The organism is Yoonia sp. BS5-3, assembly GCF_038069655.2.
In the GTDB taxonomy this organism is placed as follows: Bacteria; Pseudomonadota; Alphaproteobacteria; order Rhodobacterales; family Rhodobacteraceae; genus Yoonia; species Yoonia phaeophyticola.
Map to the genome: position 1 here is coordinate 1098940 of NZ_CP150951.2, position 21187 is coordinate 1120126.

Below are 21187 nucleotides of genomic sequence, written 5' to 3' on the forward strand. Positions count from 1 at the left end.
CGCTTGGCAAATCTGGCGCGCGAGTCTATGCATCTAAAACTTGCGTCCAATCTACCCAAGCCCCGCGACCCATCAACCAAAACGCCACGTCATGACCAAAGCGCCGTTCCAGATATTCCAGCCAGACCCCGCCGGATTGGCCAGCGCCGCCGCGCTGTTGCAGGCCGGTGGGCTGGTGTCCTTTCCGACTGAGACGGTCTACGGGCTGGGGGCTGACGCCCGCGATGACAAGGCTGTTGCCGGTATCTATGCCGCTAAAGGCCGCCCTAGTTTCAATCCGCTGATCGTGCATCTGGCCAGTTTGCAGGAAGCTGAAAATCTTTGTGTTTTCAATGATCAAGCCCAACGGCTGGCGGGTGCATTCTGGCCCGGCGCCCTGACATTGGTGCTGCCGCTGAAACCGAATGCAGGGATATCAAAGCTGGTGACAGCAGGTTTGCAGACATTGGCCGTCCGGGTGCCGGATCATCCTGTTGCGCAGGGGCTGCTGCGTGCCTTTGCGGGGCCTGTGGCAGCCCCATCGGCCAATCCGTCGGGGCGTGTCAGCCCGACCACTGCGGTGCATGTGGTGGATGGTTTATCACATAAGATCAATGGGTTGATTGATGGCGGCGCGTGCGCTGTTGGGCTGGAATCAACCATCGTTTCCTGCGTTGCACAGCCCAGCCTGCTGCGCGCGGGTGGTATCCCGGTTGAAGCGCTTGAGGCATGCCTTGGCGCGCCGCTCAGCCGCCCATCTGACCCTGCAACGCCGGTCGCGCCGGGGCAGCTGGCCTCGCATTATGCGCCGAAGGGCACTGTGCGTCTGAACGCGGTGGATATCCATAAGGATGAGGTTTTACTGGGGTTTGGCCCGGTTGAGGCGACACTGAACCTGTCCCCATCCGGCGATCTGACCGAGGCCGCAGCGCGGCTTTTTGACTGCCTGCACAAGCTGGATGCGATTGGGGCAGAAAAGATCGCCGTCTCGCCCATCCCGGAAGAAGGACTAGGGCGGGCGATCAACGACCGGCTAAGGCGGGCCGCTGCGCCGCGCTGACATATCGCGTACAGAATGCGTACATACCGCGTATGTACGCGCGGCGCCGCAGGCACGATGCACCCAGTCAACGCAGAACTAACGTCTCATTTGCCGCGCCAGCAGCACCGCAAGAGCAGCAGCAACTGCAAGCCCGAGCGCCCCGGCGATCCAAGCGACACCCACGCCTTGCGTCTCGCCGACCGCGCCAAGGACAAGCAAGCCCATCATCGCACCGAGCTGTTTCAAAAGCGACTGAACCGACAGGATGGTAGAGCGGCGGTTGTCCGGCGCATGGGCATGCAGGATACTTGCGGCAGGTGACTCGGAGATTCCCAGCAAGACCGAAAAAATGAGGAATACGACGATAAAGCCCAAAAGAGACGCCTGCAGGGCGAGCGTAATTTGACAAAGGATAAGCGCCGCAAGAACCGCCGCGAGCGTCACCGCGTGACGGCGTCTCAACAGGCGACCAACCGGTCCGGCAAGGCTCGCGCCCGCGGCAATCGCCAAAAAATATCCGGCAGTCAAAAGCCCCACGATGGCCGCCGCGCGTTCGGGATCAAGCATCGTTTGCACCACAGTGGGCCAAAGCACCTCGACCGGATTGGTGGCGAACAGCATGAGTGTCAGGATCGCCAGAAGCAGAAAAAGCGCATGGTGCGAGATCGCGAGCCGGGCACCATCGCCGATCGTGCGCGGGACGGCGCGTATCTCACGCAGAACAACTGCAGCATTCATCGGGCGGGCCGGTTCCCGGACCAAAAAGACCGTGTACACAATCACGCCCAGCGTGAGCAAAATGCCCGCAGCATATGACACGTCATAGACTGTGCGGCCAATCAATGGGGCCGAAGGATCATTCCCGGACGCGAGGCCAGGAAGGAACCCGCCCATAATCGCGCCACATCCCAGACCTATGAAATTCGCTGTCTGCGCACGGGCGAGGAGTGGCTGGATTTCGACACCGGGCGCGCGAACATGCAGTTCTTCGACATACCAGGCATCGAGCGTTCCCGACCGCAATGCACGCCCCAAGCCGACCAATCCGAACGACGCGGCAAGCGGCCAGAACGCGCCGGATATTATGAACACAGTGTATGCCATCAGGCTTGCAACCGTCGCGATCAGAAAGACCGGCTTGCGCCCCACGCCATCTGCAAGGCCGCCAAAGGGCAGCTCAGCGATCATGGCAACGGCGGCGTAGATGGCAAAAAGCGCACCAATCTGCGCAACATCCAAGCCGCGTCCTTGAAGGGCAAGAGCGGTCACGGCAACGATCACGCCCATAGCGAAACGATCTAGAAATTGGTGGCCTTGAAAAAGATACACATGCCGACGCGCGGAAACCGGCAGCTTTGCGAAGGGTACATATGTGTCAGACACCATATCCGCGAACTTCAGTGACAAAGAAACAAAGTGCAACGGTCATTGTGGTATGTCTGCTGAAACAGGCATTCATGCAGGGTGTGTATGGGCTGACCGCCGACCTAAGCCGCGCAACGCCTCAAGGTCAGTGGGCAGCCCTTCAGCGGACATTATTCGAAGGATCGTCAAGGTCTTCTGGGCGGGACGAAGCTGCCGTCGGATCGAAGCGCAGCATTGGGAAATATTGGGCTCTGAGCAGACCTAAGTGACCTAACCGAAGCGACGTCGCCTATTACACGAAAAGGAGCCATCAACAACTCAGGATACAAAGTAAAAAGGGGCGCTCAAAGCGCCCCTCATCTGAAGTCAGAATCCGTTCTGCTACCCTTCAGAACAGGTAGGCGAAGTTAATCCGCGCGATTGTCGCTGAATGAGATGTCAGGCCGCAATAGCTACATTGAGCTGCGGTGTCTGGGTCAATAAACTCATCGTTTTCCAATAGATGCAAAACGTCTGCTCCGATCGTGAACGTGTCAGAGATACGGTAGTCTACACCGACGCCAATCACAAAATTCTGAAAAGTACCTTCCGACCCAGATCCATTTTCGTCAAAGCTGCTCACTTCGGTCAAAGCGACGCCCGCAGTTGCGAAAGGGAGAATATCACCCATGTCATATCCGGCCCGACCGCGCAGTATTGTGACGCTCGTAACTTCGAGACCACACGTTTCGTCGAAGCAGCCGAATCCCGCTGTGCTGCCAACTGAACCGGAAATGTCCCCAAACATCAGATCCCCTGCGACGCCGTACACGATGCTGCCGTTCTGCCAATCATAGCCAGCAGTTATACCGACGAGACTGCCATCGGCTTCCGGATTTGGCAGGCTGCTTTTGTCAGGATCGGAACAGGATGCGAACGCCGCCCCATCGTCGCAGAAATACGAGGAGTGCGTCGCTGTACCCAGTGAGCCGCCTACGTAAGCGCCCGACCAATCACTAGCGTGCGCAACTACAGCAGGTGCCGGCAGAATGTCGTTTGCGGACGCAGGAAAAGCAAATGCGACGATCGCAGTCACCAGCGAAATTTTCTTCAGACTATTCATAATAATTCTCCGATAAATGTAATAGGCAAGTAACTGTAATCCTAATCGTAAAAGCAGGTAGTGCCGGAACTCAGTGTCGCTAAACTTCTCCGGATTGTGTCACATTTTTGCAACTGCGCCCCGTCCACGTTCCCGCTGTAACTTATTGGCTTTCTTGGCCTGCGACTGAATCAACAACGCTTGGCATTGGTGCGAGCATTGCCAAGCTCGGCGGCTATTTCGGCGGAGCAGCCATTCGACGCATCACTTCGATGCGGACAGTTGGGCACTAAGCTGCCACCGGACGTCGGCCAGCAGCCAAGTCACCGCGTCAAGTGCCAAGAAAGCGGGTTTATGGGAAACCCTCGCATCATTTGATCTATCATGGCGGCTTGGTGGATATCAGACTGACGCGAGGGCCGCGCGCCCCGGGGAAAACCGTTCGGCGTTGATCCTAAGATGCTAGGCCTGGCCCAAGGTCGCGGCGTTGACCCTATCGATTTCGGCTTCGTACCAGGCGATTGTTTCTTTGGGATGCGCGCGAAAGGCAGGTGCGAAGCTGTCAGGCGCCTCGGTGTTTTCGTCATATTCGGTCGACCAGACCATCATGCCCAGAAAGGCGGGCAGGAGCGCGCGCGCCTTGGCTGTGGGGATATAGCAGACTTTGCTTTTCTTCCGTGGATCGATGTGGCGTTCAAGCATGCCGCTTTCCTCAAGCTTTTGCAGACGCGTCGCCAATACGTTGGTTGCGATCCCCTCTTCAGAGCTCAGGAATTCCCCATAATAGCGTTTGCCATGCAACAAGACGTCGCGCAGCAGAACAAAGCTCCATTTATCGCCAAAGATGCCAGCCGCGTAGCGCACCGGGCAGCCGATCCAGGGTTTTTTCACTGTCTTAGCCATGCGTCTCATATAGCGTATCAAATTTCACTTGCAATTCACAAGTTCCGCCAATACGAATTTACTTGCAAAAAGCAAGTAAATGGAGAATGACGATGAGCACTGGTTTTGTATGGTTCGACAACATCGGGTCTGAACGTGCCCAAACGACCGCATTTTTGACCAAGACCTTTGGATGGGCCCGGAATGACATTGGCCTGATGACCTTTTTGATCAAAGGCGAGGGCCAACCCTTTGCGGCGACATGTGACGCGATGGAAGGGATCAGAGGTTGGGTGCCTTATGTTGAAATCGACATGCTGGCCGATGCGGTTGCCGTGGCCCAAGACAATGGGGCGACGGTTCTGGCCGAAAATATCCAAGGCCCAGCCGGGATCGCCACATTCATCACTGATCCGGGCGGCGTACCGCTGGCCCTGTGGAAACGGGCGGAGGGTATGTGAATGGCCCTGCAAACTGTCCTAACCGTGCTAGCCTTCATGGTTGTGTCCTTTGCTGTGCAGGGGCTTTCGCATTTCATCATCAATGCCAAGCATTTCGCAGATATTGGCTTCATGCGCCCCGATCCGATCTTACCCATGGGTTTTGCGGTGATGATCATTCAGGCGTTGATCATTAGCTTTGTCATGATCAACCTCTGGCCCAACGGGGCCACGATAATGCAGGCTTTGACGGTTGCCGCTTGCTTTGGCCTGTTCCTGGGCAGCTACATCGCTCTGGCGGAACCGGCCAAATATGCGGCGCCATCAATCCCGGCCTGGATCATGGTCGAAGCCTCGGCAAGCTTTGTGCAATTCGCGGGTTTTGGCGTGTTGCTCGGGCTGATCTATCGCGGATCGCCTGCGACGTAGTTCACGACCATTCCGACAGTTCCTGCGCTTTCTTTTTATGAAACGAACTGTTCCGCCAAATTTGGCCAAGACATCAAGGCGTACCGACCCTCGCGCGCGGCAAGGGCTACAGAATTTTCAGAAAGACATCTGAACAAAGACCCGTCCCTTGGCGGGTCTTTTCGTTGGTACATGGGAAAAAGCACTGGTAAGATCATGCGCAGGGGGCGCGTCTTGATAAAGGATTTCGCGCGAAATGGAACTCGACAGCATAGATTACCGCATTTTGGCCGTTTTGCAGCGAAAAGGGCGGATTTCGAATGCAGACCTGTCCGAGCAAGCCAATTTATCGGCCTCGGCCTGTCACAGGCGGGTGCAGCGGTTGGAAAAAGACGGGTATATCCGTGATTACGTCGCGCTGCTTGATCCGCGCAAAATGGGGCGGCCAACCACGGTTTTTGTGGAAATTACGCTCAGCGGTCAGGCCGATGAGGTACTTGATGCCTTCGAAAAGGCCGTCGCCCGGGTCCCGGATGTGCTGGAATGCCATCTGATGGCGGGCACGGCGGATTACCTGCTTAAAGTCGTGGCGGGCGATACCGAAGATTTCGCGCGGATCCACCGCAAATATCTGGCCACCTTGCCCGGGGTAGCGCAGATGCAGTCTTCATTCGCGCTGCGCACCGTCAGACAAACCACAGCGCTACCTGTCTAGGCGTCGAACGGGCCCAGCACGCCGCCTTTGATGGTCAGCAATTGGGGGGTCAACGGTCTGCCATTTGCAACCGGATCAGCGACGCTTTCGGCATGCATGACCGCGGCGATCTCTTTCATGCCCGCAACGGAATCCGGATCATTCGCCCCGCATGCATGGATCGAAACCCGTGTTCCGACCGCGAAAACAGGCGGCCCGTCTAGCGCATCCAGGTCCAACCAGGTCTCGGTGGTCAGCAAAAACGACGCTGATAGATCCAGGTCGGGTGTAAACCGGGCACGATATCGGCCGCCGCCACCCTCGACCGTCAGATCAGCTGCGGCAGCACGCAGCCGGGCCATAGCGATGTCGCGCGCGGCGTCATAGCTCAGGCCCTGTTGATCCAGATGGGCAGATGACATCAGCTGAAAAGACGGCCCCGCATTCAGCGCCAGAACCTCGACAACCCCATCGACAACCGGGCGGGTGACAGGAATGTCTGCATCGCCCGCACCTGCGTTACGCAATGTTTCAACCGTCGCGGCCAAACTGTCAGTGTCACGCAGCAGAATGTCGATCTGCGTTGAAGGGGCCTCTGCCTTGGGTTTCCGTTTGAAGATATCCAGTAAACCCATGGTCCTGCCCCTTTTGCTATGGTGCCGGGAAATCCGCCACGTCCCTCTTTCCCTTGCCTGATGTGCAAGGTAAAGGGGCGCAACTGTAAAAAGGGAGCCTCTGCCATGGGCTATAAGATCGTCATTGTCGGCGCCACCGGGAACGTGGGCCGCGAAATGCTGAACATCCTCGACGAACGGGCCTTTCCCGTTGACGAGATGGCCGTGCTGGCCAGCCGGAAATCGCTGGGCACCGAGGTGAGCTTTGGGGAAAAGACCCTGACGACGCAGGACCTGGATACATTTGATTTCAGCGGCTGGGACATTGCCTTATTTGCCGTGGGATCAGAGGCCACCAAAACCTACGCGCCCAAAGCTGCGGCGGCTGGATGCGTGGTCATCGATAACTCATCGCTTTACCGCTATGACCCGGACGTGCCGCTGATCGTTCCCGAGGTCAACGCAAACGCGGTCCATGGCTATGCCAAGAAAAACATCATCGCGAACCCCAATTGTTCGACGGCGCAGATGGTTGTGGCGCTCAAGCCGCTGCATGACCGGGCCACGATCAAGCGCGTTGTGGTCAGCACCTATCAATCCGTCTCAGGCGCAGGCAAAGGCGGCATTGATGAACTTTGGGACCAGACCAAATCGATGTATAACCCCACCGATGACAAGCCGCCCAAGCAGTTCACCAAACAGATCGCCTTTAATGTGATCCCGCATATCGACAAATTCCTGGATAGCGGTGAGACCAAAGAAGAATGGAAAATGGTGGCCGAGACGAAAAAGATCGTCGATCCATCGATCAAGGTCACGGCCACTTGCGTACGGGTACCGGTCTTTGTTGGCCATTCCGAGGCCATCAATATCGAATTCGAAGGTTTCCTTGATGAGGACGAAGCACGCGACATCCTGCGCGAAGCGCCCGGCGTCATGGTCATCGATAAACGCGAAGACGGCGGTTATGTGACCCCGGTGGAATGTGTCGGCGATTTCGCGACATTCATCAGCCGGATCCGGCAGGACAGCACCATTGATAACGGGCTGAACCTGTGGTGCGTGTCAGACAATTTGCGCAAAGGCGCCGCATTGAACGCCGTGCAAATCGCCGAGCTACTGGGACGTGAGTGCCTGAAAAAGGGCTGAGGCCGTTTCGATCTTGACGAAGGGGGCGCGATTTTCGTGCCCCCTTTTTCGTTGGATGCACGGTTTGCTTTGCCCCGGGCCCCCAGGATCAGGATGTATCCCAATTCAAAATGATTACTGTCTGACGGAGTATCGCAAGCAAAGTTTGCAATACGGACCAGCCCAGTTGCTTTGATATTGGATAACAAGGTCCCGATAACATAAGCCAACAACAAACTCACAGAAAACAACAAAGGTAACACATTGAAAAAACTAATTTGTTCGGTTGCGCTCATTGGCTTGGCAGGGTGTTCATGGACACCGCTCGATCTTTGCAAGCGCGATGCGTATTTCGAAGCGCTCGATCTAGAAGAGCAGATCGAGCTGGCAGCCAAAAACTTGGATCGGGGATACGGCGTTGGCTACATTGAAAGCAATGACTTCTGGTCGCACAAGTTAGGATACCGAAACAGGTGCCAATCATTTGGACAAGAATACCATTGCCACGTGCTGCTGGAAGACGGTTCTGTTGGGCATATTGAAAGCCCACAGCGCGTTCCAATCTCAATGACGCAAGAGCGCGTGCTTTTGGAAAGATACACGAACCGGCTTGGAAACAAGGAAGAGTATGTGCGGAACGCTTTTGCAGCATGCCAGCAAGAATACCCTTCTCATGTTGGGCAGGATGAAAAGTATCCCGGGGACGGTAGCGATCTCTGGCAATAAGACTCAAAAACAGAAAAAAGAAGAAAGCTGAAATGAAAGAAATACTATCAGTCGTGACAATCGTTGGCCTGTCATCTTGCGGTGTTGGCCAGTGGGCATGCGAGTTAGGGGTCGATAATCAGATTGCCGCATTGGAGCGACAAATTTATGCTGCAGAACAGCATTTAGAAAGCGGCTACGCATATGTTTCCAACGAAGTTGTTCGTAGAAGCGTTGTTACACCGGCAAGAAACGAAGATCCCGATTTGCGTGCAGTTCCATGTACTGGAACCGATGTGGATGGCGCTATACGTAACTTTACCTGCTTTCATGAAGTGACGTCGCAATCTGCCCCTGGACGGAAAATACCGCTCGATAGGGCCTTCGAAATGCGGGTTCTCAATGAAGCGCGTATCGAACTTCGCGAACGGCGCGCTAGCCGTGAAAAAGACATTGCTGAGTGTATCAGCTAGCTTAGACCCTTATTGGAAAATGTGCCCTTCACTCTGTATTGAGAGTGGGGGCACAGCAGCCGGACGCATTCGCCGCATGATCTTGAAGCCATGCCGACGGCACGAACCGAGCAGATACGGTGATTGTCACGCTGCCCGCACATTCATCTTGAAACCACAATAACTGGGTTGGGCTAAGCAGGGATCTCGGACAAGACCTACTACTAGGGTAAAAAGTTTGGGGGTGTCGGCCGTCCTCAACTTTCGGAGACCAACAGCAAAGGACAGATCACTGGCTTTTGTTGCGATTGACGATGCCCGGAAAAGTAAAACTTTTTGAGAATGGATCTTTCAGTGGAAAAGCCACCAACCATCTTCTTGCGTGACATGGCCGAAATAAAAAGCGGGATTTTCCTGTGAATTGATCTTTGGGATCAAACCCCAATAATCAGTCAGCGGCGGCAGTAATACCAGCCGCTGACTGACGTTATAACGCTTAGCCAGCGTATTCAGCGATCAGCGCGTCCAGGTTTTCGCAGATTGCTTCTTGGTCACCTGTCGCAGCCGCGGCTGTCATGGCTTCCTGCATTTTTGTGGAAAGCTCAGTCATCTTGGCTGTGTCGGTCGTCGCAAGGGCTTGCATCGCTTCGCTCAGGGTTGTTGTCTTCGCCTGAACATCTTCGGCAGTGCATTCTGCTGCGGCGGCAGTTGCAAGAACGCTCAGTGTCAGACCACCGGCCAGCTTGATGAAGGTCGATTTCATGTAATTCTCCAAATATTAGGGTAATATGCGCGTGCAAAACACGGCAAGCATTCCGCGCTTTAGCGCGTAGGCCGCAGTTAGGCTAGGCCTACCCGAACCGCAATCGATATCCGGCATCGCAAAAACCCGTAGGTGGAAATGTTCCTTTTTCATCAAATCCTTAGGTGCAATCTCGCCGATCAGAACTCGAGATCACAATTCACAGTTTCAACTATCCCAGTCCCGGTATAGGGGCGCCCGTTTATCGCATACGCCCGACCTTTTGTCAGGGCCTCAAAATATTTCGCTGATGCGCCAAGGATAACTGCCTGCCGCACGTCAAAGAGGTTATAAAGACCCTAATTCAAGCAGGAGACCCCTATGTTCCGCCCCTTATTGACCGCTAGTTTCATTGCACTTTCGGCGCCCGGTTTTGCCGATACCTTCACTGGTGAGGCCGTTATCGACACCGTCACGATCTACCCTGGCCTTGCAGAGATCAGCCGCTTGATCACGCTTGATCTGCCTGCGGGTAGCCACGACATTATTGTCCCCGGACTGCCCCAGACGCTGGCAACCGAAGGGCTGCGTCTTTCGGCCCCGCAATCGGTACAAGTGGGCGCGATCAGCCTGTCGCGCGACCGGCTGCCCGTAACGCCAGACCAGACAACCCCCGCCGTGCAAGCCGCCAAGGACGAGGTCACGCGACTGGAAGAAGCCCTGCGCCAGCGCGATGTCACGATCGAAGAAATTCGGCTGCGGGTTCTGGCCGCAGAAGAGCAGATCGCCTTCCTGCAAAGCCTCAGCCAGGCCAGCGCGGGCGACACGCTTAGCGCCGGGGCCGTGGCTGATATCCGGGCACTTGCACAGATGGTCGGAGAAGAAACGCTGGCCGTGCGGCAGGCCGCCTTCACGGCCGAGCAAGAGGCGCTGGCCGCCATGCGCGCCCGCGAGGACGATGTGACAGCCCTGAACGATGCGCGCCAGGCGCTGGCAGCACTGATCGCCCCTGAAACCGAAGGGTCTGTGCTGACATTTACGGTGAATACCGCTGCGCCGGGCGAAGTGGTGATCGATGTCAGCACGCTGGAATCCTACGCAAACTGGTCGCCGGTCTATGATATGCGCCTGACAACGGGTGATACAGCGGCGCTTGATATCGACCGGGCCGTGGTGGTCAGCCAGCAAACCGGACAAGACTGGCTCAACGTCAATCTGATCCTGTCCACCGCACGGCCAGGCGAGCAAATCGCGCCAAGCGATGTCTGGGCACCGCTGCGCCGGATCATCTCGGAAGAAGAACTGGCGCGCGAACAGCAACAAGTGATGCTTGCCGATCAGGTCATGACCCGTTCATTTGCAGGCGGCGTGAGCGAAATGGCCATGGAAGCCCCGGCCCCTGCGATTGTCGCGCAGGCCGATTTCAGCGGCGCGACCGTCACCTATCGCTATCCGGGCCGGGTCGATATTCGGAACGGGGTGGATGATCTGCGCCTGCCGCTTGATCAGCTCAGTCTTGAGGCCGATATCTGGGCCGAAGCCGTACCCAGCCGTGATGATATCGCCTATCGCGTGGCTGAATTCACAAACACAACCGATGAAATCCTGTTGCCTGGGCAGGCCCTTCTTTTTGCCGATGGAACGATGATCGGCTTTAGCCATTTGCCGTTACTTGCGGCGGGGGCCGATCAGAAAATGGGCTTTGGTCCGCTTGACGGGTTGCGGCTGACACGGTCGACGCCCCGCAAATCCGAAGGCGAAACCGGTGTATTCTCAAGCGCGAACCAGCTGACAGAACAGGCTCAGATGACGGTCGAAAACCTGACCGGGCGGGATTGGCGTGTGCTGCTACGCGATGCGGTCCCCTATTCGGAACAGGACGATCTTGAAGTGGAGCTGAACGCCTCGCCCGCGGTCACCCAGCGGAACCCGGACGGGCAGCGCGGCATATTGGAATGGGATCTGAATGTCGGCGCAGGCGAGACCGCCGAGATCGGCTTTGACTACACACTGACCTGGCCAACGGGGTATGTCCTGCAATAGGGCAACATCTAAAACCGGCGCGCTGATGGTGCGCCGGATTGCTACAGGCACCTAGTCGCGAATGGGCGAACTGATATCAACGGCAGAGCCCGCCGGGTCGCGCAGCATCAGCCGTCTTTGTCCATAGGGCAAATCGGTGGGCGGCTGGATGATATCGGCCTGCATCGCCCGCGCCTTTTCGGCCACCTCATCAAGGTCCGGCACGACAAATGTCAGGATGCTCCCGCCCTGGCCTTGCGGCAGATCTTTGGGGATCGTCTCATGGGTCTTGGACAAGATACCCAGCTCAAATCCCGGCATATCCTTATGCGACAAAAGAACGAACCAGCCAAAATCACCGGCGCGTTGCATACCCAATAGCGCCTCATAGAAGGCGGCTGTTTCGGGGACATTGCTGGTAAGAATATTTGTGAAGGCGCGGTTCATGGCGGTCCCATCCATTGTGATCTGTCAGATCCGTTTTCGCCCATACAATGGGTTGTACATACGCCATATGTACAGAATCTGTACGCCGCGCATACATGAAAAAGGGGCGCTGCTGCGCCCCTTGATCTGATCACATATTTGGATAATTCGGCCCGTCCCCCCCTGCGGGACGGTCCAGGTTATGTTCTGGCTGGGGTCTTTGATATCGCAGGTTTTGCAGTGCACGCAGTTCTGGAAATTGATCTGGAACTTCGTCTCATCCCCCTCGCCTACAAATTCATAAACCCCCGCCGGGCAATACCGCGCAGACGGGCCAGCGTATTTGGCCAGATTGACTGAAACCGGCACCGACGGGTCGGTCAAATGCAGATGGGCAGGCTGGCTTTCTTCGTGATTGGTAAAGCTGAAAGACACATTCGTCAGCCGGTCAAATGACAGGGTGCCATCGGGTTTAGGATAATCGATCACCTTGTGCTTGCTGGCATCCTCGGTCGCCTCTGCATCCGATTTACCGTGTTTCAAAGTGCCGATCGGGCTGATCCCGAACGTGTTCGCCCACATGTCAAACCCGCCAATGCCAAGCGAGGCGAGCAGCCCGTATTTGGACCAGAGCGGTTTGACATTGCGCACTTTTTTCAGGTCTTTACCAATCTCGCCACCACGCACGGCGGCATCATAACCATCAAGCAGATCGCCCGCGCGTCCGGCCTTGATCGCGGTGATGGCCGCTTCGGCGGCCGCAATGCCCGATAGCATCGCGTTATGGTTTCCCTTGATCCGTGGCACGTTGACCATGCCAGCTGCACAGCCCAGCAAAGCGCCGCCAGGGAATTCAAGCTGCGGCATGGACTGGTACCCGCCTTCAGAGATCGCCCGCGCGCCGTAGGCGACCCGTTTGCCGCCTTTCAGCAGGTCAGCCACCATCGGATGATGCTTGAAGCGCTGGAATTCCATGTAAGGGAACAGATGCGGGTTCTTGTAGTTCAGGTGAACCACAAAACCGACGTAAACCTGATTATTTTCAAGGTGGTAGATGAATGAACCGCCGCCTGCATTTCCGCCAAGCGGCCAGCCCATTGTGTGGGTCACGGTGCCTTCGCGGTGCTTTTCTGGGTCGATTTCCCAAATTTCCTTCATGCCCAGACCGTATTTCTGCACATCATAGCCTGCGCCCAGCGCATATTTTGCGATAACCTGCTTGGACAGCGATCCGCGCACGCCTTCACCCAGGAAGACATATTTGCCATGCAGCTCCATCCCCGGCTCATATCCGGGGCCAGGGGTGCCGTCGGCGTTTTTGCCAAACTCACCGGCGACAACGCCTTTGACTTCGCCATTTTCGCCATAGACCAGTTCAGAGCAGGACATGCCGGGGAAAATCTCAACACCCATCTCTTCGGCCTGTTCAGCCATCCAGCGGCAGACATTGCCCATCGAGACGATGTAATTGCCGTGATTGTTCATCAAAGGTGGCATCATCATGTTGGGCAGGCGCAGTTGGCCGGCCTCGCCCAGCATGTAGAAATTATCCTGCGTCACCGGCACATTCAGCGGCGCGCCCTTGTCTTTCCAATCCGGGATCAGTTTGTTCAATCCGACGGGATCAAGCACAGCGCCAGACAGAATATGTGCGCCAACTTCAGAGCCTTTTTCCAGAACAACAACATTCAGATCGGCATCAAGTTGCTTTAGGCGGATCGCCGCAGACAGGCCCGCAGGCCCTGCGCCCACGATCACTACGTCATATTCCATCGCTTCGCGTTCAATCTCGGCCATCGGCAAATCCTTCAAACTTCAGGGCAAAGCCCCTTTTATTCAGCTCCCGCAAGGGTTACCTGATGACAGATTGTGGGGCAATCAAGACACGACGTCAAAATGTGGCAACGCGACACCAAATCGCGGCAAAGCCTTGACTCTACGCGCCTCCAATAGACTATGACCGTTTGACTGACACTATTTGCCCCCGGGAGGGGACACGACATGGACAAGATACCACTCACCCGCGCCGGGTTCGATAAATTGGACGCCGAGCTGAAGCAGCTGAAAACCGTAGAGCGTCCGGCGATCATCCGTGCGATTGCCGAAGCGCGCGAGCATGGCGATCTGTCCGAGAATGCCGAATATCATTCGGCCAAGGAAAAGCAGTCTTTCATTGAAGGCCGCGTGAAAGAGCTGGAAGGCGTGATTTCACTGGCCGATGTGATCGACCCTTCCAAGCTGTCTGGCACCATCAAATTCGGTGCAACAGTCGAACTGGTTGATGAAGATACAGACGAAGAAAAGACCTATCAGATCGTCGGCGAATATGAGGCCGATATCGAAAGCGGGAAGCTGAATATGAAATCCCCGCTATCGCGCGCTTTGATTGGCAAAGACGAAGGTGATAGTGTCGAAGTGCGCACCCCTGGCGGCGTGCGCAGCTATGAAATTTTGTCGATCGCATATAAGTAGAAAGCGCGCGTTTTATGGCGCAAAATCCCATCAGTGACAGGGCGCCGAGCGCAACAGGATTAACCCGGGCCGAGGTCATCGCAATTGGTCTGGCCCTTGGGTGGATGGCCGCTGTTGGCCTGTTCTTTCTGATCTCGCCGCCGGCGCAGGTCGAAGGCGCGCCTTTTGACAGCCTGCGCCTTGTGCTGATGTTGATTGCGATCTTCATGCCTGTCGCCCTGATCTGGGTGGCCGCAGCCGCAGCCCGGTCGGCCCGGATCATGCGCGAGGAATCATTTCGCGTGCAGGCTGCCATTGATGGGATGCGCCAGACCTATCTGGCCCAGCAGGCAATGCGCCCGGCTCAGGAACCGGCTGTTGAAAAGAAACTGGATGCCATCGCCCAATCCACAAAGAACACCGAAACGGCGGTGTCTGGCTTTGCTTCGCGCCGCGAAGTATCGCGCGTGATCGTGCCCCGCGCCGCGCCGCAGGCCCCCAGCGATCAACCTGCATTGGAACTTGGCACCCATTTTGAGGAAATCGCCCCGCCGCTGGATCGTATTGATCTGGTCCGCGCCTTGAACTTTCCCAATGATGAACATGACGGCGAAGGCTTTGCCGCCCTGCGCCGTGCCTTGCGCGATCGGTCTGCCCGCAAACTGGTCCAAGCCAGCCAGGATGTTCTGACCCTGCTATCGCAGGATGGCATCTATATGGATGATCTGCGTCCCGACCCTGTTGGGGCTGAGTTATGGCACCGTTTTGCAAAAGGCGAACGTGGCCGCAGCATTGACCCGCTGGGCGGCGTCCGGGACAGGTCATCGCTTGCGCTGGTGGCGGGCCGGATGCGCGAGGACACGATTTTCCGCGATTCGGTGCATCATTTCCTGCGCCGTTTTGATCAGATGCTGATCGCCTATGAAGAACAGGCCACCGATGCCGATCTGCTTGAGCTGGCCGAGACCCGGACCGCCCGTGCCTTTATGCTGCTCGCCCGCGCCAGCGGGACATTCGATTAAGACCGAATGATCGATATTTTCCTGCAAACACTGCCGTTTTTCATGCTGATTGCCTTGGGCTATGGCGCGGCCCGCAGCCAGTTCTTTTCGCAAGAAGCCACCGCGTATCTGACCCGGTTTGTCTTTTATTTTGCCCTGTCGGCCATGCTGTTTCGCTTTGCGGCAAACCTGTCGCTGGATGCGATACTCGATTGGCAATTTGTCATGGCTTATGTCTGCGCTGGTTTGGCCGTGTATGTCATCGCCACGCTGGTTGCGCTGCGCCGCGGTCTGCCCATGACCGAAGCCGCGGTTGAGGCCCAATGCGCCGTTGTCGGCAATGTGGGCTATCTGGGCGTGCCGATGCTGGTGTTGCTGCTGGGCGAACCGGCCGTCGGCCCGGTCATGATGGTATTGGCCGTTGATCTGATGCTGTTTGGCAGCCTGATTGTGATCCTGATCACCGGCGCCCGCGATGGCCGAGTCTCGCCCCGGATTTTTGCCACCGTCGCCCTTGGTCTGGCCCGCAACCCGATGATCCTGTCGATCTGGCTGGGGATGCTGGTTTCGGTCAGCGGGTTCAGCATTCCGGGCCCGATCAATGAATTTCTAAGCCTGCTTGGGGCTGCTGCAACCCCGGGCGCGCTGTTTGCCATTGGGGCATCGCTTGCTTCTAAATCGGCCGAGCGCGTCGCGGTGGCCGGATGGCTTAGCTTTTGCAAGCTGATCCTGCATCCTGCAGCCGTTGCCATTGCCGCGCTGATGATCTTTCAGATCGAACCCTATGCGGCGGGTGTGATGATCGCGGCGGCCTCTTTGCCGGTGGCGGGGAATGTTTATATTCTTGCCCAACATTACGGCGTTGCGCCTGCCCGTGTCTCGGCGGCGATCCTGATTTCAACGGTTGCAAGCGCCGTCACCGTGTCGCTTGTGATTGCGTGGGTGACAAGCCTCTGATCCTGCGTTAGCCGTTGGGTCAAAGACAGGAGAGGCCCATGGAAACCCTATCCGAAAATCGTTGTTTTGGCGGTACCCAAGGGGTCTATCGCCACCGCTCGGACGCGTGTGCCTGCGATATGACCTTTGGACTGTTCCTACCGGCTGAGGCCGCCGATGGCCCAGTGCCCGTTTTGTGGTTTTTGTCGGGGCTGACCTGCACCCATGAAAACGCGATGACTAAGGCCGGGGCACAGGCCTGGGCTGCCGATCAAGGCATCGCGCTGGTTTTCCCCGACACATCCCCGCGCGGGGATGATGTGCCTGATGATGAGGCCTATGATCTGGGTCAGGGGGCCGGGTTTTACATCGATGCAACCCAGGCCCCATGGGACGAGCATTTCAAGATGTGGACTTACGTCGCCGATGAATTGCCCGGCTTGATCGCCCAGGCCTTTCCGCTGGATATGGACCGTCAAGGGGTCACCGGCCATTCGATGGGCGGGCATGGCGCGCTGACCATGGCGATGGCCCTGCCGGGGCGCTTTCGGTCGGTTTCAGCCTTTGCGCCGATCTGCCATCCCACGGCCAGCGATTGGGGCCGCAAACAGTTTGCCGCCTATTGGGGGGATGAAACCGGATGGGGCCCGCATGATGCGACATTGCTGATGCAGGAATCGGGCTTTGATGGGCCGATGTTGATCGATACGGGCACGGATGATCAGTTCGCCGATTTACTGGGCACTGAACATCTGGCCCAGGCGATGGCCGCCCGCCGCCAGGAAGGGCAGATCAGGCTGCAAAAAGGCTATGACCATTCTTATTTCTTCATCGCCAGCTTTATCGAAGATCATATCGCCTTTCACGCAGAGGCGCTTTACGCATGATTTATGTCGATGCCGATGCCTGCCCGGTCAAGGCCGAGATCGAACGTGTCGGCACGCGGCATAAGCTGAAAATGTTCATCGTCTCGAACGGCGGCATTCGCCCCTCGCCCAATCCATTTGTGGAAACTGTGGTGGTTCCTGACGGCCCGGATGTGGCCGATATGTGGATCGCAGACCGCGCGACCAAAGGCGATGTTGTCGTCACCGGGGATATCCCGCTGGCCGCCCGCTGTATCGAAAACGGGGCGTTGGTGCTGAAACATAATGGCGAGGCGCTGACCCAAGCCAATATCGGCAATGTGCTGGCCACCCGCGATCTGATGGCCGATATGCGCGCCGCTGATCCGTTTCGGCAGGGCGGCGGCAAACCTTTTGGCAAGGCGGATCGCGCCCGGTTTCTGGACGGTCTGGAACGGGCTGTGCGGACCGCGGCGCGGGCGTTATGACGCTGTCACCGGCAAAGCTCGGGGCGCTTTGCGCTGCGGTTTCGGTGATGTTCTTTTCGGTCAATGATGTGGCGGTTAAATTCCTCAGCGGCGGGTATGCGCTGCATCAGGTGGTTCTGCTGCGGTCGGTCCTGGGATTGCTGGTGATCATGATCGTGGTCGCGCCCCTGACCGAAGGCTGGGCCATCGCACGCACCAAACGTCTGGGCATGCATATGCTGCGCGGGCTTTGCGTCGTATTTGCGAATATGACATTCTATCTGGGGCTTGCTGCCATGCCACTGGCAGATGCGGTCGCGATCTTTTTCATCAGTCCTTTGGTCATCACCGTCTTTTCGGTGATCTTTCTGAAAGAAACAGTAGGGCCCCTGCGCTGGAGCGCGATTGCCGTGGGCTTTGTCGGTGTCGTGATCATGGTCCGCCCGGGCACAGCAGCGTTCCAGATTGCGTCACTTTGGCCGCTTTTGGCTGCATTTTGCTATGCAGGCATTCATATCATCACCCGCCGCATCGCAGGGACGGAAAGCGCCACGACCATGGTGTTTTACATTCAGATCATGTTCATCATTGTCAGCATTGGCATCGGGCTGGTCGTCGGCGATGGCCGTTTCGACACCCAATCAGACCCATCACTGTCCTTCCTTCTACGCGCCTGGAGCTGGCCTTTGCCCGCTGACTATCCCCTGTTTGTTCTGCTGGGCATCGGGATCGGGATTGGCGGCTATCTGATCAGCCAGGCCTACCGCGTCGCCGAGGCCTCATTTGTGGCCCCTTTTGAATATCTCGCCCTGCCCATGTCGGTTGTCTGGGGCATGATCCTTTTTGATGAATATCCCAGCCTTTGGGACTATGTCGGCATGGGGCTGATCCTCGGGGCGGGGCTTTTTGTGGTCTGGCGTGAGGCGCGCCAGAAAGATGCAACTTTACAGGACCCGGCCCCCGGTTAGGCTAGGGTTGAACAGCAAAAGGAAGCGACACGTGACGCAGGTTCAGGCAGTGGTTTTTGATATCGGGAATGTCCTGATCGAATGGCAACCCGAGCGGTTCTATGACGCAGTGATTGGGCCGGCGCGCCGGAAAGAAATGTTTGGAGCCATTGATCTGCATGGCATCAATGATCAGGTTGATCGCGGCGCCAATTTCCGCGACACGATCTATGCCGCCGCCGAAGCCAATCCCGCATGGCGCGATGAGGTCCAGATGTGGCATGACCGCTGGATCGAAATGGCCGCCCCCGCGATTGACCATTCTGTGCGCTTGCTGCGCGCATTGCGGGCGGCGGATGTCCCGGTTTTTGCCCTGACCAATTTCGGCATCCAGACATTTGAAATCGCCGAGCCGGTCTACCCGTTCCTTAAGGAATTCGACCGCCGCTATATCTCGGGCCATATGGGTGTGATCAAACCCGAACACAGCATTTATGAGATGGTCGAGGCCGATTGCGGCGTCGATCCTGCCGCCCTTCTTTTCACAGATGACCGGATCGATAATATCAGCATTGCCGATGAACGAGGCTGGCAAACCCATCTGTTTGAAGGATCGCAAGGCTGGGCTGACCGGCTGGTAAAAGCAGGCGTTTTGACCGCAGAAGCCGCCAAATGACGGTGATGATCCCCTTTGCCGAGGGCGAGCGGCATCTGGACTGGCTGGGCCTGACCGATGCGCTGGCCGCCGGACATGATTTGCCCCCTGCAGAGGTGGCTGATGTCTTTCTTTATGAAGGCGACAATACGCTGCTAAACCGCTCTGCCTGGATCCCGGGTATGGGTCTTGCAGTCAAATGCGCCACGATCTTTCCCGGCAACCGCGCCCAAAACGAACCTGCGATTGGCGGTGCGGTAAACCTGTTTTCCGGGCAAAATGGCGCGCTTGAAGCGATTATTGATTTTCATCTGGTAACCAAGTGGAAGACAGCCGGGGACAGCTTGCTTGCCGCGCGGCGTTTGGCACGGCCGGACAGCCGTAACATCCTGATCGTTGGGGCGGGCACTGTGGCTCATTCGCTGCTGGATGCCTATCAAGCCGCCTTTCCACAGGCCCAATTCACCATCTGGAACCGCTCACCCGGCGGGGCTGAGGCTTTTCAAACGACCCATCCACATGTCGCGATTGCTGCCGATCTGCAAAAGGCAGTTTCACAGGCCGATATTGTCACCTGCGCCACCATGTCCACAGATCCCTTGATCATGGGCGCATGGTTGCAGCCCGGGCAACATATTGATCTTATTGGCGCTTATCGCCCCGACATGCGCGAAACCGATGATGATGCCCTGCGCCGGGGCCGGATTTTTGTGGATAGCCGCGAGACCACAATCAACCATATCGGCGAGCTGAAAATACCGATCTCTGCGGGCGCCATCGCCGAGACCGATATTGTTGCTGATTTTTACACGCTTGACCGTTTTGCCCGGCAAAGTGATACAGAGATCACAATTTTCAAGAATGGTGGTGGGGCACATCTTGATCTGATGACCAGTCGATACATCCTATCGCACTGGCAACAGGAGGGGTGAGTCCACGCATCGCGCATCAGAAGGGGCGCATTTGGGATGTGGTTTTGGGGTTTTTTGCTGATCGTTTTGCTGGTGGCTTTCGCCCCGGCGATTATAGAGCGTTTGCGCCAAACCATTGGCCCCAAACAACGCGCGGGTGCTGATGGCGACTTTGCGCAGCTGTCACAAGGGATCACGCATTATAAATGGGTTGGCCCGGTGCGCGGCCCCGTTGCGGTTCTGATCCACGGGCTGACATCCCCGTCAATTGCGCTGGAAGGCGTCGCGGAGGGGCTAGGAAAACGCGGTTACCGCGTGCTGACCTATGATCTTTACGGGCGCGGTTTGTCGGACGCCGCGCCTGGGCTGCAAGACCGTGCCTTCTTTTTGCGGCAGTTGACGGATCTGCTGGATCATCTGGGCCTGACAGAGGAAATCACCTGCGTCGGGTATTCCATGGGCGGCGCCATCGCGACAGCCTTTGCCGCCCAAAGCCCGCATCGCATCAATCGTGTGATCCTGTTTGCAACTGCCGGTGTTGAAACAGTGGAAAGCGACTTTTCCAAATTTTGCCGCAACACGCCTGTCTTGGGCGATTGGGTTTATGGTTTGGTCGCACGCGGCCGCATCCTGGGCCAGATCCCCACTGATTCAGCCAACCCCTATGTCGAACGGGTCCTGGATGCCCAGCGACAAGAGCTAAAACGCCAAGGCTATTTGCCAGCAGTTTTGTCGAGCCGCCGCGGCATGCTGGCTGAAAGCATGGAAAAAGATCACCGTAAACTTGGGCGCGAAGATGTGCCCGTTGTGGCGATCTGGGCCGAACAGGATGAGGTGATCCCGATCTCGGCCCTGGGCACGCTGGCCCAGTGGAACAGGTTGGCCCGCCAGGAAGTGGTCGCAAAAGCAGATCACGCCGTGCCCTATACCCATCCGCAAGAACTGTTGGATGCGGTGGCCAACGCGATGCGTGATTGACCACGCGCTTTGCACG

Annotated in this window: 23 protein-coding genes and 1 pseudogene; 17 read left to right on the forward strand and 7 right to left on the reverse strand. The window is 57.0% G+C overall.

All coding sequences use genetic code 11. The features are described 5' to 3' along the window. Positions 1 to 91: 91 nt before the first annotated feature. On the forward strand, positions 92 to 1039 hold the full coding sequence (locus AABB29_RS05660; RefSeq protein ID WP_341367864.1) for an L-threonylcarbamoyladenylate synthase: 948 nt from the start codon (positions 92 to 94) through the stop codon (positions 1037 to 1039). Positions 1040 to 1117: 78 nt separating this feature from the next. Here the strand turns inward: AABB29_RS05660 and AABB29_RS05665 are convergent, their stop codons facing one another. From AABB29_RS05665 to AABB29_RS05675, 3 genes are all read right to left on the reverse strand, one after another. Beyond that, the gene (locus AABB29_RS05665) at positions 1118 to 2407 is read right to left on the reverse strand and encodes an MFS transporter (protein ID WP_341367863.1); all 1290 of its coding nucleotides are present in this window, start codon (positions 2405 to 2407) and stop codon (positions 1118 to 1120) included. A gap of 367 nt (positions 2408 to 2774) precedes the next feature. Continuing rightward, positions 2775 to 3488 (reverse strand): outer membrane beta-barrel protein, encoded by a 714-nt coding sequence (locus AABB29_RS05670; protein ID WP_341367862.1) that lies wholly within the window; start codon positions 3486 to 3488, stop codon positions 2775 to 2777. 441 nt (positions 3489 to 3929) lie between these two features. After that, entirely contained in the window at positions 3930 to 4370 is a 441-nt protein-coding gene (locus AABB29_RS05675) for a helix-turn-helix domain-containing protein (RefSeq protein WP_341367861.1), read from the reverse strand. A 92-nt stretch (positions 4371 to 4462) separates the two neighbouring features. Between AABB29_RS05675 and AABB29_RS05680 the strand changes: the two genes are divergently transcribed. From AABB29_RS05680 to AABB29_RS05690, 3 genes are all read left to right on the forward strand, one after another. Further along, positions 4463 to 4810, forward strand: a complete 348-nt coding sequence (locus AABB29_RS05680; RefSeq protein ID WP_341367860.1) for a hypothetical protein — start codon at positions 4463 to 4465, stop codon at positions 4808 to 4810. Further along, the gene (locus tag AABB29_RS05685; RefSeq protein WP_341367859.1) at positions 4811 to 5218 is read left to right on the forward strand and encodes a hypothetical protein; all 408 of its coding nucleotides are present in this window, start codon (positions 4811 to 4813) and stop codon (positions 5216 to 5218) included. A gap of 235 nt (positions 5219 to 5453) precedes the next feature. Beyond that, positions 5454 to 5912, forward strand: coding sequence for an Lrp/AsnC family transcriptional regulator (locus AABB29_RS05690; RefSeq protein WP_341367858.1), 459 nt, complete (start codon positions 5454 to 5456; stop codon positions 5910 to 5912). Here the strand turns inward: AABB29_RS05690 and AABB29_RS05695 are convergent. Next, positions 5909 to 6526, reverse strand: coding sequence for a hypothetical protein (locus AABB29_RS05695; RefSeq protein WP_341367857.1), 618 nt, complete (start codon positions 6524 to 6526; stop codon positions 5909 to 5911). The two genes, AABB29_RS05690 and AABB29_RS05695, sit on opposite strands and share 4 nt — an antisense overlap. Before the next feature lie 105 nt (positions 6527 to 6631). Between AABB29_RS05695 and AABB29_RS05700 the strand changes: the two genes are divergently transcribed. From AABB29_RS05700 to AABB29_RS05710, 3 genes are all read left to right on the forward strand, one after another. After that, positions 6632 to 7654, forward strand: coding sequence for an aspartate-semialdehyde dehydrogenase (locus AABB29_RS05700; protein WP_341367856.1), 1023 nt, complete (start codon positions 6632 to 6634; stop codon positions 7652 to 7654). A gap of 243 nt (positions 7655 to 7897) precedes the next feature. Continuing rightward, complete coding sequence (locus tag AABB29_RS05705) at positions 7898 to 8359, forward strand: hypothetical protein (RefSeq protein ID WP_341367855.1); 462 nt, start codon at positions 7898 to 7900, stop codon at positions 8357 to 8359. A gap of 32 nt (positions 8360 to 8391) precedes the next feature. Further along, positions 8392 to 8811 carry a hypothetical protein gene (locus AABB29_RS05710; protein WP_341367854.1) on the forward strand — a complete coding sequence of 140 codons (420 nt, stop codon included), beginning with the start codon at positions 8392 to 8394 and terminating at the stop codon, positions 8809 to 8811. A gap of 475 nt (positions 8812 to 9286) precedes the next feature. Here the strand turns inward: AABB29_RS05710 and AABB29_RS05715 are convergent, their stop codons facing one another. Continuing rightward, complete coding sequence (locus AABB29_RS05715) at positions 9287 to 9553, reverse strand: hypothetical protein (RefSeq protein WP_341367853.1); 267 nt, start codon at positions 9551 to 9553, stop codon at positions 9287 to 9289. 360 nt (positions 9554 to 9913) lie between these two features. Between AABB29_RS05715 and AABB29_RS05720 the strand changes: the two genes are divergently transcribed. Beyond that, positions 9914 to 11575 (forward strand): mucoidy inhibitor MuiA family protein, encoded by a 1662-nt coding sequence (locus AABB29_RS05720; protein ID WP_341367852.1) that lies wholly within the window; start codon positions 9914 to 9916, stop codon positions 11573 to 11575. A gap of 51 nt (positions 11576 to 11626) precedes the next feature. On the opposite strand, the gene AABB29_RS05725 is transcribed toward AABB29_RS05720, so the two are convergent. After that, a complete protein-coding gene (locus AABB29_RS05725) occupies positions 11627 to 12001 on the reverse strand; it encodes a VOC family protein (protein WP_341367851.1) in 375 nt (124 codons plus the stop codon). Positions 12002 to 12131: 130 nt separating this feature from the next. Then, positions 12132 to 13777, reverse strand: a pseudogene (locus tag AABB29_RS05730) (electron transfer flavoprotein-ubiquinone oxidoreductase). Between the two features lie 204 nt (positions 13778 to 13981). On the opposite strand from AABB29_RS05730, the gene greA reads away from it, so the two are divergent. Genes greA through AABB29_RS05775 form a run of 9 tightly spaced genes read left to right on the forward strand, consistent with a single transcriptional unit; the run spans position 13982 to position 21171 of the window. Then, positions 13982 to 14452, forward strand: coding sequence for a transcription elongation factor GreA (greA, locus tag AABB29_RS05735; protein WP_341367850.1), 471 nt, complete (start codon positions 13982 to 13984; stop codon positions 14450 to 14452). A 14-nt stretch (positions 14453 to 14466) separates the two neighbouring features. Next, on the forward strand, positions 14467 to 15453 hold the full coding sequence (locus tag AABB29_RS05740) for a hypothetical protein (RefSeq protein ID WP_341367849.1): 987 nt from the start codon (positions 14467 to 14469) through the stop codon (positions 15451 to 15453). Between the two features lie 6 nt (positions 15454 to 15459). Beyond that, entirely contained in the window at positions 15460 to 16389 is a 930-nt protein-coding gene (locus tag AABB29_RS05745; RefSeq protein WP_341367848.1) for an AEC family transporter, read from the forward strand. A 38-nt stretch (positions 16390 to 16427) separates the two neighbouring features. Next, complete coding sequence (fghA, locus tag AABB29_RS05750) at positions 16428 to 17255, forward strand: S-formylglutathione hydrolase (protein WP_341367847.1); 828 nt, start codon at positions 16428 to 16430, stop codon at positions 17253 to 17255. After that, positions 17252 to 17701 carry a YaiI/YqxD family protein gene (locus AABB29_RS05755; protein ID WP_341367846.1) on the forward strand — a complete coding sequence of 150 codons (450 nt, stop codon included), beginning with the start codon at positions 17252 to 17254 and terminating at the stop codon, positions 17699 to 17701. The genes fghA and AABB29_RS05755 overlap by 4 nt, the downstream gene beginning before the upstream one ends. Then, positions 17698 to 18648, forward strand: a complete 951-nt coding sequence (locus AABB29_RS05760; RefSeq protein ID WP_341367845.1) for a DMT family transporter — start codon at positions 17698 to 17700, stop codon at positions 18646 to 18648. Before AABB29_RS05755 ends, AABB29_RS05760 begins: the two co-directional genes overlap by 4 nt. A 31-nt stretch (positions 18649 to 18679) precedes the next feature. Next, entirely contained in the window at positions 18680 to 19303 is a 624-nt protein-coding gene (locus tag AABB29_RS05765; RefSeq protein WP_341367844.1) for an HAD family phosphatase, read from the forward strand. Then, entirely contained in the window at positions 19300 to 20214 is a 915-nt protein-coding gene (locus AABB29_RS05770) for an ornithine cyclodeaminase (protein WP_341367843.1), read from the forward strand. Before AABB29_RS05765 ends, AABB29_RS05770 begins: the two co-directional genes overlap by 4 nt. Before the next feature lie 36 nt (positions 20215 to 20250). Then, positions 20251 to 21171 carry an alpha/beta hydrolase gene (locus AABB29_RS05775; protein WP_341367842.1) on the forward strand — a complete coding sequence of 307 codons (921 nt, stop codon included), beginning with the start codon at positions 20251 to 20253 and terminating at the stop codon, positions 21169 to 21171. Positions 21172 to 21187 lie beyond the last annotated feature (16 nt).